The 17,197-nt window shown below is 65.7% G+C and carries 14 protein-coding genes; all 14 read left to right on the top strand.

Annotated features, from left to right (window positions below):
- Nucleotides 1–109 precede the first annotated feature (109 nt).
- The 14 genes from dinB to AU252_RS02500 all read left to right on the top strand — a co-directional run bounded on the left by dinB (nucleotide 110) and on the right by AU252_RS02500 (nucleotide 17,195).
- Nucleotides 110–1,267, top strand: a complete 1,158-nt coding sequence (dinB, locus tag AU252_RS02565) for a DNA polymerase IV (protein WP_083510229.1) — start codon at nucleotides 110–112, stop codon at nucleotides 1,265–1,267.
- A 264-nt stretch (nucleotides 1,268–1,531) separates the two neighbouring features.
- Nucleotides 1,532–1,906, top strand: coding sequence for a DUF3040 domain-containing protein (locus AU252_RS02560; protein ID WP_056342262.1), 375 nt, complete (start codon nucleotides 1,532–1,534; stop codon nucleotides 1,904–1,906).
- Between the two features lie 464 nt (nucleotides 1,907–2,370).
- Nucleotides 2,371–2,799 carry a division/cell wall cluster transcriptional repressor MraZ gene (gene mraZ, locus AU252_RS02555; protein ID WP_058929387.1) on the top strand — a complete coding sequence of 143 codons (429 nt, stop codon included), beginning with the start codon at nucleotides 2,371–2,373 and terminating at the stop codon, nucleotides 2,797–2,799.
- 168 nt (nucleotides 2,800–2,967) lie between these two features.
- On the top strand, nucleotides 2,968–3,960 hold the full coding sequence (gene rsmH, locus AU252_RS02550) for a 16S rRNA (cytosine(1402)-N(4))-methyltransferase RsmH (protein ID WP_058929386.1): 993 nt from the start codon (nucleotides 2,968–2,970) through the stop codon (nucleotides 3,958–3,960).
- A complete protein-coding gene (locus AU252_RS02545) occupies nucleotides 3,957–4,652 on the top strand; it encodes a hypothetical protein (protein WP_058929385.1) in 696 nt (231 codons plus the stop codon). Before rsmH ends, AU252_RS02545 begins: the two co-directional genes overlap by 4 nt.
- 62 nt (nucleotides 4,653–4,714) lie before the next feature.
- On the top strand, nucleotides 4,715–6,511 hold the full coding sequence (locus tag AU252_RS02540) for a peptidoglycan D,D-transpeptidase FtsI family protein (RefSeq protein ID WP_058929384.1): 1,797 nt from the start codon (nucleotides 4,715–4,717) through the stop codon (nucleotides 6,509–6,511).
- 89 nt (nucleotides 6,512–6,600) lie between these two features.
- Nucleotides 6,601–8,241 carry a UDP-N-acetylmuramoyl-L-alanyl-D-glutamate--2,6-diaminopimelate ligase gene (locus tag AU252_RS02535; RefSeq protein WP_058929383.1) on the top strand — a complete coding sequence of 547 codons (1,641 nt, stop codon included), beginning with the start codon at nucleotides 6,601–6,603 and terminating at the stop codon, nucleotides 8,239–8,241.
- Between the two features lie 6 nt (nucleotides 8,242–8,247).
- Nucleotides 8,248–9,714 carry a UDP-N-acetylmuramoyl-tripeptide--D-alanyl-D-alanine ligase gene (locus tag AU252_RS02530; RefSeq protein ID WP_058929382.1) on the top strand — a complete coding sequence of 489 codons (1,467 nt, stop codon included), beginning with the start codon at nucleotides 8,248–8,250 and terminating at the stop codon, nucleotides 9,712–9,714.
- Nucleotides 9,711–10,820, top strand: coding sequence for a phospho-N-acetylmuramoyl-pentapeptide-transferase (gene mraY, locus AU252_RS02525; protein WP_058929381.1), 1,110 nt, complete (start codon nucleotides 9,711–9,713; stop codon nucleotides 10,818–10,820). Before AU252_RS02530 ends, mraY begins: the two co-directional genes overlap by 4 nt.
- The gene (gene murD / locus AU252_RS02520; RefSeq protein ID WP_058929380.1) at nucleotides 10,802–12,379 is read left to right on the top strand and encodes a UDP-N-acetylmuramoyl-L-alanine--D-glutamate ligase; all 1,578 of its coding nucleotides are present in this window, start codon (nucleotides 10,802–10,804) and stop codon (nucleotides 12,377–12,379) included. The genes mraY and murD overlap by 19 nt, the downstream gene beginning before the upstream one ends.
- Nucleotides 12,380–12,381: 2 nt before the next feature.
- Nucleotides 12,382–13,779 carry a putative lipid II flippase FtsW gene (gene ftsW, locus AU252_RS02515; protein ID WP_083510228.1) on the top strand — a complete coding sequence of 466 codons (1,398 nt, stop codon included), beginning with the start codon at nucleotides 12,382–12,384 and terminating at the stop codon, nucleotides 13,777–13,779.
- Complete coding sequence (gene murG / locus AU252_RS02510; protein ID WP_058929379.1) at nucleotides 13,776–14,876, top strand: undecaprenyldiphospho-muramoylpentapeptide beta-N-acetylglucosaminyltransferase; 1,101 nt, start codon at nucleotides 13,776–13,778, stop codon at nucleotides 14,874–14,876. The genes ftsW and murG overlap by 4 nt, the downstream gene beginning before the upstream one ends.
- Nucleotides 14,873–16,249 (top strand): UDP-N-acetylmuramate--L-alanine ligase, encoded by a 1,377-nt coding sequence (murC, locus tag AU252_RS02505; RefSeq protein WP_058929378.1) that lies wholly within the window; start codon nucleotides 14,873–14,875, stop codon nucleotides 16,247–16,249. The genes murG and murC overlap by 4 nt, the downstream gene beginning before the upstream one ends.
- The gene (locus AU252_RS02500; protein WP_099093365.1) at nucleotides 16,242–17,195 is read left to right on the top strand and encodes a cell division protein FtsQ/DivIB; all 954 of its coding nucleotides are present in this window, start codon (nucleotides 16,242–16,244) and stop codon (nucleotides 17,193–17,195) included. Before murC ends, AU252_RS02500 begins: the two co-directional genes overlap by 8 nt.
- Nucleotides 17,196–17,197: the final 2 nt, after the last annotated feature.

The following is a 17,197-nucleotide window of genomic DNA, read 5'->3' as shown; positions in this document are numbered from 1 at the left end:
TCAGCCTCCAGTTTAGTCAGTACCAACCGATACAATTGCCGGTGTGGGGCCTGAGCGGAACAACCAGTACACCGAAGCGGGTCTTCGTGAGCTCCGGCGTAACTGCATCATGCACGTGGACATGGACGCCTACTTCGTCTCCGTCGAGCTTCGCACGCGGCCGGAACTCCGCGGCAAACCGGTGATCGTTGGATTTCCCGCCGACCGCTCAGTGGTCCTCTCGGCGTCGTATGAAGCACGCGCGTTCGGGGTGAAGTCCGCCATGCCCATGCTGGTGGCGGCCAGGATGTGCCCCAAAGCGGTCATCATTGAACCGCGCCACAAGCTGTACTACGAGGTTTCCGCCCAGCTGATGGAAATCTTCGAGTCCATCACCGATCTCGTGGAACCACTGAGTGTGGACGAAGCCTTCCTGGACGTCGGCGGCGCCATCCGCCGGTTGGGACCCCCGCGCGTCATCGGCGAATTGATCCGGCGCCGGGTGGCTGCCGAACTGGGCATTACGGCCTCCGTGGGCATTGCAGCCAGTAAGTTCGTGGCCAAGATTGCTTCCACGCGTTGCAAACCAAACGGGCTGTTGCTGATTGGACCCGACGAGACAGTGCCCTACCTCCACAGCCTGCCCGTCGGGGCCTTGTGGGGAATCGGCGCGAAGACTACGGACGTCCTTGCCCGGATGGGCATCCGGACGGTGGCGGACGTGGCGGCCACGCCTGTGTCCTCCCTTAAGAAAATGCTGGGTGCCACCGGTGAGCACGTGTACCGGTTGTCGTGGGGGATCGATCCGCGGCCCGTGACCCCCGTGAGGCTCGAGAAGAGCATCGGGGCTGAGGAGACGTTCGCCGTGGACACGGGCGATGACGCGCTGATCGCCCGGGAATTGCTGCGGCTTTCCCACCGGACGGCAGGACGGCTGCGGAGTTCGGGGATGGTGGCACGGACGGTGGCGTTGAAACTCCGCTACGCCGACTTTTCCACCATCACCAGGAGCCGCACTGTGCACACACCCGTTGACAGCGCCCAGCTGATTTATGCCGTGGCCATCCAGCTCCTGGAATCATTGGGGAGCCGTCCCATGACCGTGCGGCTTGTTGGCATCCGGGCCGAGCAGCTCGAAGACACCGCCCACACGTCCCTTCAGCTGAGCCTTGACCGCCGGGATGACAACTGGCGGGCAGCAGAACAAGCCCTGGACGAGGTAAGCCGGAAATTCGGAAGCAAATCCGTCCTCCCCGCCAGTCTGCTGGATTCCGGAAACGGGTCTTAGCAGGGCGCCGGCACCTTGCCTGCGAGTTTCAGGGAGGTGATGGCCGTCTTTCAGAACGGCCCCCGACAAACTATCCTTATATGTACATAGTTTTCAGTTATTGCCGGACTTCTTGGACATGCTGCAGTTCCAATGGCCCGCATGCCGGTGTTCGCCTTCCGCCATCGTCGGCGGGGCGGGAACCTCCCGGGCATGTCGGTCGTTATCGGAGCAGTAGTACGGGATGGGACCAGCCCGGACGTTGGCCTACTTAAGGAGGTCGTGATGCCGCTCTCGGAGCACGAACAGAAGCTGCTGGAGCAGCTGGAGAAGCAGCTGCACGAGGACGATCCGAAGTTCGCGAATTCCATGGGTTCGGACCCTGGGCGAACGTGGTCCACCCGTCACATCGTGATTGGGGTGCTCTGCGCCCTCGCGGGGATCGCCCTGCTCCTGGTCGGCGTTACAGTCCAGAACATCTTCGTGGGTGTCCTGGGCTTCGTGGTTATGGGCGCGGGTGTGTACTTCGCCACAATGCGTAACGCGTCCGGCGGCAAGCAGCGCTCCGCACCTGGCACTGGTAAGTCCGGGAAGCCCCGGAGTTCCTTTATGTCCAGCCTGGAAGAACGCTGGGACGAGCGTCGCCGCGACGAATCCTAAGGCAGCGCCTGCAGGAACGGTTCCACGGCGATAGGCCGTGCCGTCCTCCATTTCCCTCCCCTCGGTCAGGATGACCGCAGCAGAAGACCCGCCCCGGCGGGTCTTCTGCTTTTAACCCGGAGGCAGGTAGCGCCGGGGGTCTGTTTGAGTGCTCAAACCGGCACCTACTCCTACGTGGTTGGGGAGCCCGGGGACCGTGGATCCGCCGCCGGCGTCAGATGAGAGCCCGACGGCGGCCAGGCGCCGCCGTCGGGCAGTTATGGTTCGCGCCGAAACGGCGCCGGGCCCTCCACTTCCATCCACCGCCTGCTCCCGCGCCATTTGGGGGACAAAGGCCTGAAATGGGGGAATATTGGCCTGATTTGCGTTGACTGTGGTGGAAAGTGGAGTAATGTGGAGGACATAAGAGGGTAGTTGCAACACAGGGGATGTGCAGTTCCTGACGGCAGACAGGCGGTGGGCCAGTGTTTCTGGGCACACACTCGCCACGTCTGGACGAAAAGGGCCGAATTATCCTCCCTGCGAAGTTCCGTGAGGAGCTTGCCAGCGGGCTTGTTCTCACCAGGGGACAGGAACGTTGCATCTACGTCTTCAGTGAGCAGGAATTTGCACGTGTCCACGAGCAAATGCGGGAGGCGCCCATTTCCTCCAAGCAGGCCCGGGACTATATCCGCGTCTTTCTCTCTGGAGCCTCGGACGAGGTACCTGACAAGCAGGGGCGCATAACCATTCCGGCCGCGCTCCGGGAGTACGCAGGCCTCGGCAGGGAACTGGCCGTTATCGGTGCAGGAACCCGGGCCGAGATCTGGGATGCCCAGGCCTGGAACGAGTACCTCGCGGAGAAGGAAACCGCCTTCTCCGAAACCGACGACGCCATTCCGGGGATCCTGTGATCACCTGAACGGCCCGGCGGACGCTTCTTGAACGAGATCTCCAGCCGCCCATCGAACAGTCAACCTGGCTCACTTCCCCGGAGCCAGGCCGGCCGGACGATAGGCGCGGATGGGGATCTGGCTCAAGAAGCAGCACCACCAACACCCACGGCAGGAAAGGACGAAGGCATGAACGATGACCCGAAGCCAACGTCCGAACGCCATGTGCCGGTCCTCAAGGACCGGTGCATCAATTTGTTGGCCCCCGGCTTCGAAGCGGCCCGCCTCCGAGGTGAGACCCCCATCGCGATTGACGCGACCCTCGGCATGGGCGGCCACTCCGAAGCCATGCTGGAGCGTTTCCCGGATCTGCACCTGATCGGCATCGACCGTGATGAGGAAGCCCTGGCACTGGCAGGGGAGCGGCTGGCGCCTTTCGCTTCCCGGACTGACCTGGTCCACGCCGTCTACGACGAAATCGCCGACGTCCTCGAAGACCTGGGCGTGGCACAGGTTCATGGCATCCTGATGGACCTGGGCGTTTCATCCCTGCAGCTGGACGAGCGTGAGCGAGGCTTCGCCTATTCCTTTGACGCCCCGCTGGACATGCGGATGGACATCAGCCGCGGCCAGACCGCAGCAGATGTGGTCAACAACTACAGCGAAGAGGATCTCGTCAGGATCATCCGGAAGTGGGGCGAGGAGAAGTTCGCCGGCCGGATCGCCAACAGGATTGTCGCGGCGAGGACAGTTAAGCCTTTCGCCACCACCGGGGAACTCGTGGAACAGATCCGCTCCGTGGTGCCGGCGGCAGCCGCCAAATCGGGCGGCCACCCGGCCAAACGGACGTTCCAGGCACTGCGCATTGAAGTGAACGAGGAACTCGACGTGCTGGAGCGCGCTGTTCCGGCCGCCGTGGCAGCAACGGCCCTGGGCGGACGCATTGTGGTGATGTCTTACCACTCCCTCGAGGACAAAATCGTCAAATCAGTTTTCCAGGCTGGCTCCAAATCCTCCGCGCCGCTCGGATTTCCGGTGGAGCTTGAGGAACACAAGGCGTTCCTCAAAACCCTGACCAAGGGCACCGAGGTACCCACCGCCGTCGAGATTGCAGAAAATCCGCGCGCAGCCTCCGCCAGGCTGCGGGCCGTGGAACGTATCAGAGCCAGGAGAGAAGCATGAGCACTGCCGCCGTCAAGAACTTTCCGGTCGTCTCCGGCAGTAGCGCCCCGGCGATCAGGTCGCTTCCTTCTGGCACCGGCCGCAGGGAACGCACACCCCTGTCTGTGGTGCGTTCCGCCCCCAAGAAGCGCCGTGCGCCGTTTGTGGTGATGTGTTTCGCCCTGCTTGCTGTTGCGCTCGTAGCCGTGCTGGTCCTGAACATCTCTGTCTCTACCTCCCAGTACCAGCTGGTGGAACTGAGGGGTAAGCAAAGCACTCTGACCAAGCAGAACCAGGACCTGACACAGCAGGTCCAAAACTTCGAGGCGCCCCAGAACCTGGCGGCAAAGGCCTCAGACCTGGGCATGGTGGCTTCGACCGTCAAAGGCCAGATCGACCTCTCCACCCTTGCCGTCACGGGCAAGGCAACTCCGGCGGTGAAGGGTGGCGCGGCTGGATCGGTTATCCCTGCTCCAGCCGTAGAGGGAGTGCTCACCGTGGTTCCCCCGGCAACGAAGTGGGAGGCGCTGAGGAACCGTAAACCGGCTGGCGAGGAACCGGCCCCTGCTGCGGCCCCTGCACCGGACCGTGCAGCGGCACCTGCCGCTGCAGCATCGCCGGCTGAAGCGCCCGCACCACCGGCGCGTGCCGTGGAGCTCCACGGCGGTTCGGTTCCAGCACCCGAACAGAAGGTGCCCGGGTCTAACCGGTAGCCGCTGAAGGACAGCCAGTCAGGTAATAAACAGGCAACAAGGCGAGCAGCAAGGGAATCACGGTGGCGCAGAGGACGGGCAAGGCAAAAAGCGGCAAGGCCCCTAACGCCACCAAGCGGCTGCGCCTCGGCCTGGGCATTATGCTGACGCTGCTATTAGTGGTGGGCGGCAAGCTCTTTTTCGTCCAAGGGCTCGACGTCGGCGGGATGGCCGCAGCTGCGCTCGATTACCGGATGCGCGAGACTTCCCTCCCCGCCGAACGCGGCAGCATCCTTGGCGCCAACGGGACGGTCCTGGCCAACAGTGTGATCCGCTACAACGTTGTGGTGGACCAAACCACCAACACGAAGACAGAGAAGTTCTGGCGCCTGGAGGAGGGCGCGGACAAACTTGTTGAAGTCAGCCGGGAGCAGGGCATCAGCGAACTCGCGGCTGTCCTGGGCATGGACGCTGACGAACTCAGGAACGCCGTGACGGGCGAATCGAAGTACCACATCGTCGCTAAGGACCTGAAGCCGGACGTTGAGCTCAGGGTCTCGGATCTCAGTATTCCCGGCATCGTCACTGAGGGCGTCAGCAAACGCGTGTACCCCAACGGTTCCGTGGCCGGCGGTATTATCGGCTTCCTCCAGGACGGCAACACGGGCCAGGCGGGGATCGAGCAGACGCAGGATAGGCTGCTGCGCGGGAAGGACGGCAAGCGGCTCTTCGAGATCGGTGCCGACGGTCTCCGGATTCCGGTCGGCGTGGATGAGCTGACACCGCCGGAGGACGGCAAGGACGTCAAGCTCACGCTCAATTCCGATCTCCAGTATTTCGCCCAGCAGGCCATTCAGAGCCAGTCAGACAAACAGGGCGCCGAGTGGGGTGTCATCACCGTGATGGATGCCAAGACCGGTGACATTGTCGCGATGGCGGACACTAATGCCCCGGATCCGAACGATCCCGGACGGGTGGCTGCCAAGGACCGCGGCGTGCGCTCCGTGACCGCAGCGTATGAGCCCGGCTCGGTACAGAAGATGATCACGGCCGCGGCCTTGATTGAAGAAGGAAAATCCAGCCCCCTGGATACGTTCACTCTCGGACCGTCGTACACCGTGGACGGCCAGACCTTCACAGACGCCTTTACCCATGGCACCGAAGAGCGCACGCTCGCCGGAATCCTGGGTTGGTCAATGAACACCGGCACCGTGGCGGCCGGGTCACGGCTGACCAAGGAACAACGGTACGACTGGCTTAAGAAATTCGGCATCGGCGAAGCCCCGGACATTGGATTGCCGGCTACGGCCTCCGGCATTCTCACACCGGCGGACCAGTGGGACGGCCGCCAGGAATACACGGTGCTGTTCGGGCAGGGCGTATCGCAGTCCACCCTGCAGACGGTCCGAGCCTTCCAGACGATCGCCAACAACGGTGTGATGCTCCAGCCGCGCCTGATTGACGCGTACGTTTCACCGGACGGAACAGAGGAGAAAGTCGCCCCGCAGCCTTCCCGCCAGGTGGTGTCGGACGGCACCGCGCAGCAGGTCCAGGACATCCTGGAAAGCGCAGTTACCGAAGGCCAGATCAAGGACGCCGCGATCGACGGATACCGGGTGGGGGCAAAGACCGGTACCTCTGAATCGCCGTGCGACGACGGGAAGTCAGGGTTCTGCGGCTACACCGCTTCAATTGTGGGGATGGCACCGATGGATGATCCCCGGTTTATTGTTGAGGTGGTGCTGCAGCGGCCCAAGGGCAATATCTACGGCATTACGCAGGGGCCCGTGTTCCGTTCGGTCATGAGCCAGGCACTGCGCACCTACAACGTCCAGCCGTCCACGGGCGAACCGGCCAGGCTGCCGCAGTACGCCAAGTAGCATCAAGCCAGGCAGCAGTTCCCCCCACGCCCGCAGCGGAAGCAGTCTCCCGCGGGCATGATCCACTAGCACCACCATCGGAGATTCCCTTGTCAGAGCAGAACGCATCAGCCAGCAACGCGGGGCCGGCAGGGGAACCGGCCCCCGCGCGGTTCAGGCCTACGGCAGTTGCTGCCGTCAGCCTGGACACGATCGGCGACGCGATCGGTGTGCAGGTCCCGGGCGCCTCCGCTGCCGTCAGCGTCACGGGAATTTCACTGAACTCGCGAACCGTGGAGCAGGGCGACCTCTATGTGGCGCTGCCTGGTGCTTCCCGCCATGGCGCAGAGTTCGTGTCGCAGGCGGTCGGCAGGGGAGCGGTGGCAGTCCTGACCGACCACGCCGGCGCACGCCTTCTCGCGCTGTCTGCGGATACCGCCGTCCCCGTCCTGGTGGTGGACGGACCGCGCAACGTGGTGGGGCCGCTGTCCGCCATGATCTACCAGAGCCAGCCAGCAGCTGGGCGGACGCCGCGCTTGTATGGTGTGACGGGAACCAACGGCAAGACCACCACCACGTACTTCATCAACGCCTTGCTTAGTGCGCTCGGGCAGCAGACCGGCCTGATCGGAACCATCGAAATCCTGGCCGGCGGAGAACCGGTTCCCAGCCTCCTGACCACGCCTGAGTCACCGGATCTCCACGGCTTGCTCGCCCTCATGCGGGAACGGGGACTGGACGCCGCGTCCATGGAAGTCTCCTCCCACGCCGTATCCTTCCAGCGGGTGGACGGTGTGCTCTTCGACGTTGCCGGTTTCACGAACCTGACGCAGGACCATCTGGATCTGCACGGCACCATGGAGGACTACTTCGCCACAAAGGCGGAGCTGTTCACGCCCGGCCGTGCCCTTAGGGCTGTGGTGACGGTCGACGACGAATGGGGCCGCAGGCTTGCGGCCACCGCAGGGATCCCGGTCACCACCCTCTCGATGACACCCGGCGGAGCTCCCACCGACTGGACCGTAACGTCCACCTCCGCGCGTGGGCTGGGTACCGGCTTCAGCCTGCAGGGACCCGACGGCGTTACCCTGAATGTCCACACCGGCCTGCCGGGCACTTTCAACGTGGCCAACGCCGCGCTGGCCACGGTAATGGTCATGGCCAGCGGGATGGACGCCGCCACCGTGCAGGCCGCCCTGGACCACCACGACCCCTTCACCGTCGCGGTACCGGGACGGATGCAGCTCGTCTCCGACGAACCGGCGGCCGTCGTGGACTTCGCCCACAACACTGATGCCCTGGCACGGGCACTGGAAGCGGTTAGGTCGCCGCTGCCCGGCTCCCGGGTGATCGTCGTTTTCGGAGCCACCGGACAGCGCGACCAGGGCAAGCGTCCCGCCATGGGCGCCGTCGCCGCAAAGATGGCCGACATCGTCATCGTCACAGATGACGACCCCCACGACGAGGACCCTGCGGCCATCAGGGCAGATGTGCTGGCGGGCGCACGGTCAGCGAGCGAACAGGAATCTCCGGAGTGTGTCATCGAAGAGGTTTATCCCCGCGACGCCGCCATCCGGCGCGCCGTGGAACTGGCCGGTCCGGCCGACACCATTCTTGTGGCCGGCCGCGGCCATGAGGTCTGGCAGGAAGTCAAGGGCGTCAATCTTGCACTGGACGACCGTGTGGAACTGCGGAACGCCTTGACAGCCAGGGGATTCACCGTTCTCCGAGACGACCGGATAGAGTCCTAGACCGAGATGATTGCACTTACTGCGGCGGAAATCGCCGATATCACACACGGACGCCTGGACGCCGATCCGGGGATCACGCCCCTTTCGGTGGTCACCGATTCGCGCGAGGCTGCCGCCGGGTCGCTATACGTGGCGAAACCTGGCGAGCACGCTGATGGCCACGACTTCGTTGCCGCCGCCTTCAGCCGCGGTGCGGTGCTGGTCCTCGCCGAGCGCCCCGTAACGGGCCCGGACGGCGTCAACTATCCGGCCGTCCTAGTAGAGGATGCCGTGCTGGCCATGGGTGCGCTGGCCGCCGAAGCGGTTCGTCGGATCCGCCTGGCCCGTTCTGCCGCAGGCGACCCCCTGACCGTCATCGGGATCACCGGTTCCGCCGGGAAGACCACCACGAAGGACCTCCTCGCCGGCATCCTCACGCAGCAGGGCGTCACTGTTGCCCCGCAGGGGTCCTACAACGGCGAGGTGGGCGTACCGCTCACCGTCTTCCTCGCCGACACCCAAACGCGGTACCTGGTGATCGAGATGGGCGCCACAGGGATCGGGCACATCCGCTACCTGGCCGACATGGTGAGGCCTGACATCGGCGTCGTCCTCGGCATCGGCACTGCCCACGCCGGGGAGTTCGGCGGCGTGGACAACATTGCCCAGGCCAAGGGCGAACTGGTGGAGGCCCTCGCCGCCGGCGGCACCGCCGTCATCAACCTCGACGACGACCGTGTCGCTGCCATGCGCAGCCGCACCGGCGCCACCGTGCTGGGCTTCTCGGCCGAAGGACGCCCTGACGCGACCGTTCGGGCCGAGAATCCGGACACAAACGCTGAGGGCAACCCGGAATTCGAGCTCGTCCTGCCCGGCGCCGAAACAGGCCTGCACGTCAGCAGCCGCCTCATCGGCGCCCACCACACCGGCAACCTCCTCGCCGCAGCAGCGGCCGCGCACGCGGCCGGAGTGTCCGGCAAGGACATCGCCGCATCGCTGAGCACACAGTCAGCAGCCAGCCGTTGGCGGATGGAACGCACTGAACGTGCTGACGGCGTGACCATCATCAACGACGCCTACAACGCCAACCCGGAGTCCATGCGGGCGGCCCTGCGCACGCTGGCCGACCTTGGCCGCGGACGGCGCACCTGGGCCGTCCTGGGCGCCATGCTGGAACTGGGACCAGATTCGATCCGTGAACACACCGTTGTGGGCACCCAAGTGGTCCGCCTGAACATTTCCCGGCTGGTCGTCGTCGGCCGCGAAGCCCGTGCACTTTACGTTTCCGCCGTCCAGGAGGGTTCCTGGGGCGACGAATGCGTCTTTGCCGAAACCGCCGAGGACGCCTATGCGCTCCTGAACGCCGAGCTTGAGCCCGGCGACCTGGTGCTTTTCAAGTCGTCCAACAGCGTTGGACTGCGGCACCTGGGCGATCGGATAGCATTACCCCCACAATCCACGGAACCCACCGATGAAGGGAGCGAGCTGCTGTGATTGCACTACTTATCGGCGCAGGACTTGCCCTGCTGTTTGCCTTGGTGGGAACGCCGCTGTTTATCCGCTTGCTTGTCCGCAAGAGCTACGGCCAATTCATCCGTGATGACGGACCCACGTCCCACCACACCAAACGCGGCACTCCCACCATGGGCGGCACCGTGGTGGTGGGCGCGGTCCTGCTCAGCTACGGGCTGACCCACCTGATTATGTGGATGATGAACCCGGACTCGGCAGGCCCCTCCGCCTCGGCCCTGATCCTGCTCTTCCTGATGGTCGGCATGGGGCTGGTGGGCTTCCTGGACGATTTCATCAAGATCTCCCGCCAGCGGAGCCTTGGCCTGGACGCGAAGGCCAAGCTCATCCTCCAGGCCGCGGTAGGCATAGCCTTCGCCGTCCTGGCACTGAACTTTCCCGACCCGGACGGCCTGACGCCGGCCTCGACTAAAATCTCCCTGGTCCGCGACATTCCCTGGCTGGACCTGGCCTTCGCCGGCACGGTGGTCGGCGCAATCCTCTTTGTGCTCTGGTCCAACCTGATCGTCACCGCCGCGACCAATGGCGTGAACCTCACTGACGGACTGGACGGGCTGGCTGCCGGTGCATCGATCATGGTGTTCGGTGCCTACACGCTGATGGGCATCTGGCAGAACAATCAGGCCTGCGGGTCACCGCGCGAGGCCGGCAGCGGCTGCTACTCCGTCCGGGACCCCCTGGACCTGGCGCTCCTGGCCGCCATCCTGAGCGCCGCCCTCGTGGGGTTCCTCTGGTGGAACACCTCCCCGGCGAAGATCTTTATGGGCGACACCGGGTCGTTGGCCATCGGTGGTGCGATCGCCGGTTTCGCCATCCTCTCGCGCACGGAACTCCTGTTGGGACTCATCGGTGGCCTGTTCGTTCTGATTACCCTCTCCGTGATCATCCAGGTGGGCTACTTCAAGGCCACCGGCGGTAAGCGCGTCTTCAAGATGGCACCGCTGCAGCACCATTTTGAACTCCAGGGCTGGGCAGAAGTCACGGTAGTGGTCCGGTTCTGGATCCTGGGCGGCCTCTTCGTGGCCGTGGGCCTGGGTGTCTTCTACGCTGAATGGGTTGTGCTCCTGTGACTGTCTCCACCCGCCTGCAAAACCTGGTCAGCTGGGACTCTGATTGGGCGGGGCTGCGCGTTGCAGTCACCGGCATCGGAGTGTCCGGATTCGCCGCGGCAGATACCCTCATCGAACTCGGGGCCCGGGTGGTGGTGGTTGACGCCGCCACCAGCGATACAGCCAAGGCACAGGCGGACACCCTGAAGATCGTCGGCGCCGTGGACGTGCTCCTGGGCGAGGACGCCGTCAACCGGATCCCCAAAATCGATGGCAGCTTCCCCGAACTCATCGTGACCTCCCCGGGCTGGCGGCCAGACCAGGCACTCCTGGCGGCCGCTGCACGCGCGCACATTCCGGTCTGGGGCGACGTCGAGCTTGCCTGGCGCCTGCGTGTCCGGGCCGGGCACAAGACCACTGACTGGCTGACCATCACCGGCACCAACGGCAAAACCACCACGGTGGGGCTGACCGCGTCGATGCTGCAGGCCGCGGGACTTAAGGCCATCGCGGTCGGCAATGTGGGCACCCCCATCCTGGACGCCCTCCGCGACCCCGTGGAGTACGACGCCTTCGCGGTTGAACTATCCAGCTTCCAGCTGCATTGGGCTGAAACGCTTTCGCCGGTGGCCAGCGTCTGCCTGAACGTGGCTGAGGACCACGTTGACTGGCACGGTTCCTACAATTCCTACCTCGCGGACAAGGCCAAGGTCTATGCCCGGACCCAGAAGGCCTGCATCTTCAACGCGGAACAGATCGAGACCGAACGGATGGTTGAGGACGCGGACGTTGTGGAGGGCTGCCGGGCCGTCGGCTTCACCACACTCACGCCGGCCATCAGCATGCTCGGCGTGGTGGAGGGCCTGCTCGTGGACCGCGCGTTTATCGAGGAACGCAGGGACAGCGCCGCCGAGCTGGCATCGATGACCGACCTGGGGCAGTTTGCACCCAGGCATATGGTGGCGAACGCCCTGGCGGCTGCAGCCCTGGTCCGGGCCTACGGTGTGGATGCGAAGGCCGTGCGCCAGGGCATCCAGGACTACGTGCCGGGGAACCACCGCATCCAGCCGGTCGCCAAGCAGAACGGCGTACTCTGGGTCAACGATTCCAAGGCCACCAACCCGCACGCAGCAGCCGCGTCACTGGCCACCTTTGAAAACGTCATCTGGATCGCCGGCGGCCTGTCCAAGGGCGTCAGCTACGACCACCTGGTCCGGGACCACGCCGCCCGGCTCAAGGCTGTGGTACTCATCGGTACGGACACCGCCGCGCTTGCGGAGGCCTTGCAGCGACACGCGCCGGATGTCCCCGTGATCACGACGCCGCCGGGCGACACTGAAAATATGCAGACTGCCGCAACGGGCGGAGCCACCACGGACAGCTCGCCGGATTCCGGTGCGGCCGTGATGTCCCGGGCCGTTGCGTCAGCGGCGCAGCTGGCGGCATCAGGCGACACCGTGCTGATGGCCCCGGCAGCTGCTTCCATGGATCAGTTCTCTTCCTATGCTCACCGCGGCGACGCCTTTATTGAAGCTGTCCGCGAGCTGGTGGAAGGGCAGGCCCAGACCGGCGAGGAGTAACAATGGTCAGCACGCCCACCCGGTCGCCGGCCCCCCGGCCGCGCGCCGGGAAACCCGCTTCTCCCGTAAAGTCCACCATCACCCTGCCGGACCGGATCCGGGACTCGTACCAAGCCTTCTGGTCCACGCTGGAAGGAACCGGCACCTCCAAGAACGGCTCAACGTATTACCTGATCCTTGGTTCCACGCTGGCCCTGACCGCCATCGGCATCATGATGGTGCTGTCGGCCTCCAGCGTCGAATCCATCGCTGCCGGAAAATCGCCCTACGGCGACGCCCTCAAGCAGGGAATGTTCGCCGCCATCGGCATCTTCACCATGTTTGTCCTCTCCCGCATCAACGTGGTCTGGCTGAAGCGCCTGGCCTGGCCGGGACTGGGCGGGGCCCTTGTCCTCCTGGTCCTGGTGCAGCTGATCGGAGACGAAGTCAACGGCAACAAGAACTGGATCGACCTGGGCGGCATCACCTTCCAGCCGTCCGAGGCATCCAAGCTGACTCTGGCGCTGTGGATGGCCACCGTCCTGGCCAGGAAAGGGAAGCTGCTGCGGCGCTGGCCCCACGTGCTGATCCCGGCCGTGCCGCTGGCGGGCGGGGTCATCGGCCTGGTCCTGCTGGGCAATGACCTGGGCACGGCCATGATCATCATGATGATCACTGCTGCCGCCCTCTTTTTCGCCGGAGTACCGCTGTACCTGTTCGGGTTCGCCGCTCTGGCCGCGGCCGCCGGCACGGCCGTCATGGCCATCACCAGCTCAAACCGCATGTGCCGCATCACCTCGTGGTGGACAGGCCAGTCCTGTGCCGACGGCATTGACGCCAACTACCAGGCCACCAACGGGCTCTACGGGCTCGCGTCCGGGGGCTGGTTCGGGGTCGGCCTGGGCCAAAGCCGGCAGAAGTACAGCTGGATCCCGGAAGCCCACAACGACTTCATCTTCGCCATCATCGGCGAGGAACTCGGCCTGGTGGGCACCGTCGTCGTGCTTGTCCTTTTCGCCATCCTCGGCGCCGCCATCTACCGCGTAGTGGTGGCGCAGGAGGATATGTTCCACCGGGTGCTGGCCGGCACCATCATGGTGTGGCTGCTGGGGCAGGCCACGGTCAACATGGCCGTGGTGACAGGGCTGATGCCTGTGATCGGCGTGCCGCTACCGTTCATTTCCTACGGCGGTTCGGCACTGCTGATGTCGCTCTGCGCCGTGGGGGTGGTGCTGTCGCTCGCCCGCGAACAGATGGCGCCTGCCCTCAGGCCGAAGAAACTGCTCAAATTCGGCGCCAAGAAGGCCGGGGGAGCCGCTGGCCGCAAACCTGCTGGCCGGAAACCGCCGGCACGACAACCGTTGCCCGCAAGACCGCCAGCCCCACAACAACCGCAAGAAAGCGTACGTAGCACCAGATGACTTCCCAGAACCTGTCCATTGTCCTGGCGGGCGGCGGAACCGCCGGCCACATCAGCCCCCTTCTGGCCATCGCGGCCGCCCTGCGTGCCGCCGCGCCCGGAGCGAGGCTGCTCGCTGTGGGCACGCCCGCCGGCATGGAAACCCGGCTGGTGCCCGCCGCCGGCCTGGATCTGGCCACCATCGACCGGGTGCCGTTTCCGCGGAAACCTTCCGTTGACCTCCTCAGGCTGCCCGCACGGCTGGCCGGGGCGGTCAGGCAGTCCGGACGCATCCTCGACGACGCCTCGGCTGACGTCCTGGTGGGCGTCGGCGGCTACGTCTGCACACCGCTGTACCTCGCCGCCCGGCGCCGGGGAATCCCCATCGTGATCCATGAGGCCAATACCAGGCCCGGCCTGGCCAACCGGGTGGGATCGTTCCTGACCCGTCACGTCGCCACCGCCTTCGACACCACGCGCCTGCGTCACGCCCGCCATGTGGGCATGCCCATGCGGACCGAAATCTCCAGCCTGGACCGTGACGCTGCCCGCGCCGCCGCGCGCGAAGAACTGGGCCTGGATCCCACTTTGCCCACGCTGATTGTGACCGGCGGTTCCTCCGGCGCCCAGAGCATCAACCGCGCAGTCGCAGCCTCCGTCCAGGACCTTGGCGCGGCGGGGATCCAGACACTCCACATCACCGGCCGCGGCAAGACGGTTTTGGGGCCCGACGGCGGCCCGCTCGCCGCGCCGGGCTACCGGCAGCTGGAGTACGTGGACGGCATGGAACGGGTGTACGCCGCCGCGGACGTGCTGCTGGCGCGGTCCGGCGCAGCCACCGTCTGCGAAGTGGCCGCCGTGGGTGTACCGGCAGTGTTTGTCCCGCTGCCCATCGGCAACGGCGAGCAGGCGCTCAACGCGGCGGGGCTAGTGAACGCCGGTGGCGCACTCCTGGTCCAGGATAAGGACTTCACCGCGCAGTGGGTGGCCAGCAAGCTCATCCCCCTGGTCACCGACCCCGGCCGCCTGGCCACCATGGCCGCCAGCTCGCGCCGCCTCGGCATCAGAAACGCCGATCAGCGCATGGCTGATCTTGTCCTGGAAGCGGTATCCGCATGATCCCCGCAAACATCCGCAGCCAGGAGTCCCTGGGCCGAGTCCATTTCATCGGCATCGGCGGGGTGGGAATGTCCGCCGTGGCCCGCATCATGGTGGCCCGCGGCGTCGCCGTCAGCGGATCGGATGCCAAGGACCTTCCGGTGATGGCGGAGCTGGCCGCCGCCGGCGCGAGGATCGCCGTCGGATACGCCGCCGCCAACCTGGGCAATGCCCAGACCGTGGTGGCCGGCTCGGCGATCCGTGCGGACAACCCCGAACTGGTGGCCGCGCGTGCGGCCGGCCTGCCCGTGGTGCACCGCTCGGAGGCACTGGCGGCCACCATGGGGGACGACCTCGTGGTGACCGTGGCAGGCACCCACGGCAAGTCCACCACCACCTCCATGATCACCGTCCTGCTCCAGGGCGCCGGGATGGATCCGTCGTTTGCGATCGGCGCCAACGTGCCTGCGCTCGGCGTCAATGCCGCCCACGGCACGTCAGGGGTCTTTGTGGCCGAAGCGGACGAGTCCGACGGCTCTTTCCTGAACTACCGGCCAAAGATTGCGGTGGTCACCAATGTCGAACCCGATCACCTGGACCACTACGGCACGGCCGAGGCCGTCTACGAGTCCTTCGACCGCTTTACGGCGCTGCTTCCGGCCGACGGCGTCCTGATTGCCTGCTCTGATGACGCCGGCGCCGCAGCCCTCGCAGAGCGCACGCTCGCGCGCGGCAACACCCGGGTGGTGCTGTACGGCACCTCGGAGGGGTCGGACCTGGTGCTGCACGACGGCGGCCCGGGGGACGTGGCGGTTTCCTCACCCGCCGGGCGGTTCGCCCTGGACCTGCAGGTCCCGGGCAGGCACAACGCGCTGAACGCCGCCGCCGCCGTCGCCGTCGCGCTGGAGCTGGGCGTCGACGTCGAAGCTGCCGCGCGTGCCCTGGCGCACTTCTCGGGCGCTTCGCGGCGCTTTGAACTGAAAGGGGAGGCTCGCGGGGTGCGCGTCTATGACGACTATGCCCACCACCCCACCGAGGTCCGGGCCGCCCTGACGGCTGCACGGTCCGTGGCCAGCGGGCACCGCGTCCATGTTTTGTTCCAGCCGCACCTGTTCTCCCGCACCAGGGAGTTTGCCAGGGAGTTCGCAGATGCGCTGAACCTGGCAGACACCGCCCTGGTCCTGGACATATACCCCGCGCGCGAAGATCCCATCCCGGGAGTCAGCAGCCAGCTCATCGCCGAGCACCTGTCGCCCGGCGGACGCCTGGTGGAGCCGGGCGGGGCGGTTGCTGCCCTTACGGACGCCGCCGGGCCCGGCGACATCATCCTGACCGTCGGGGCAGGGGATGTCACGGCCTTCGGACCGCAGATCGTGCAGGCTCTCGGTGGGTAGTCCGCGCCGGCCCACCTACGCTTCGCCGGGCAGGCGGCTGCCTTCCGCGCCGGCGGAACCGGACGTCATCTCGGCCTCCAAAAGCGCCCCGGAAGCGGACACCCCGTCTTTGCCCGGCCGCAAAAATGCGAAGGACGCCGGCCGCAACCGGTCAGCGGACAAGGTATCAGCAGACAGGGCGCCGGCAGACAAGGCACCGGCAGGCAAGACGCCGGTGGGCACCGGCAATGTGCTGGCCTTCCCGGAGCCGCCCGGAAAACGCCTCAAGCGGAACATCATGGTGACCCTGGGCACTGTCCTGGCGTTGGTCTGCGCGCTGCTGGCCGCGGCAATCTTTTCGCCGGTACTCGCCGTAGGCACCGTCTCGGTCTCCGGGACCCGGCTCGTCACCACGGAAAAGGTGCAGGCCGCACTGGAACCCCTGAAGGGCAAACCCCTGCCCCAGATCAGCGATGAGGAGGTCAGCCGCCTCCTGGCGCCGCTCGTCCAGATCAAGTCCGTCTCAACCCAGGCACGCCCGCCGTCCGGGTTGGTGGTCCAGGTTTTGGAGCGGGTCCCGGTGGCCCTGGTCAAGCAGGGGGAGCAGTACCAGTTGGTGGATGTGGACGGCGTGGTCCTGGCCAGCCCTGCGGACCCGGCCGCAGTTGCCCTGCCCGTGATCGACGGCGGCGCCGGAACCATCGGCAAGGACCTCTTCCAGGCCACCGCGGCGGTCCTCGGTGCACTCCCGCTGGACGTGCTGTCGAAGCTGTCCAACGCATCCGCCCAGTCTGTGGACGCCGTGGAGCTCAAACTGGTGGACGGTCAGACCATCATTTGGGGGAATGCGGGGGAGAAGGAGCTCAAAGCCAAGGTGCTTGAAGCCTTGCTCAAAGTTCCCGCGGACCCGAAGAACCCCGTCCGTGTGTACGATGTGAGCGCGCCGCGGCATCCGGTGACGCGCTGAAC

Source organism: Pseudarthrobacter sulfonivorans (assembly GCF_001484605.1).
GTDB classification, from domain to species: Bacteria; Actinomycetota; Actinomycetes; order Actinomycetales; family Micrococcaceae; genus Arthrobacter; species Arthrobacter sulfonivorans_A.
The sequence above is the reverse complement of the archived record's forward strand: the minus strand, read 5'-3'. Positions and strand labels throughout refer to the sequence as shown.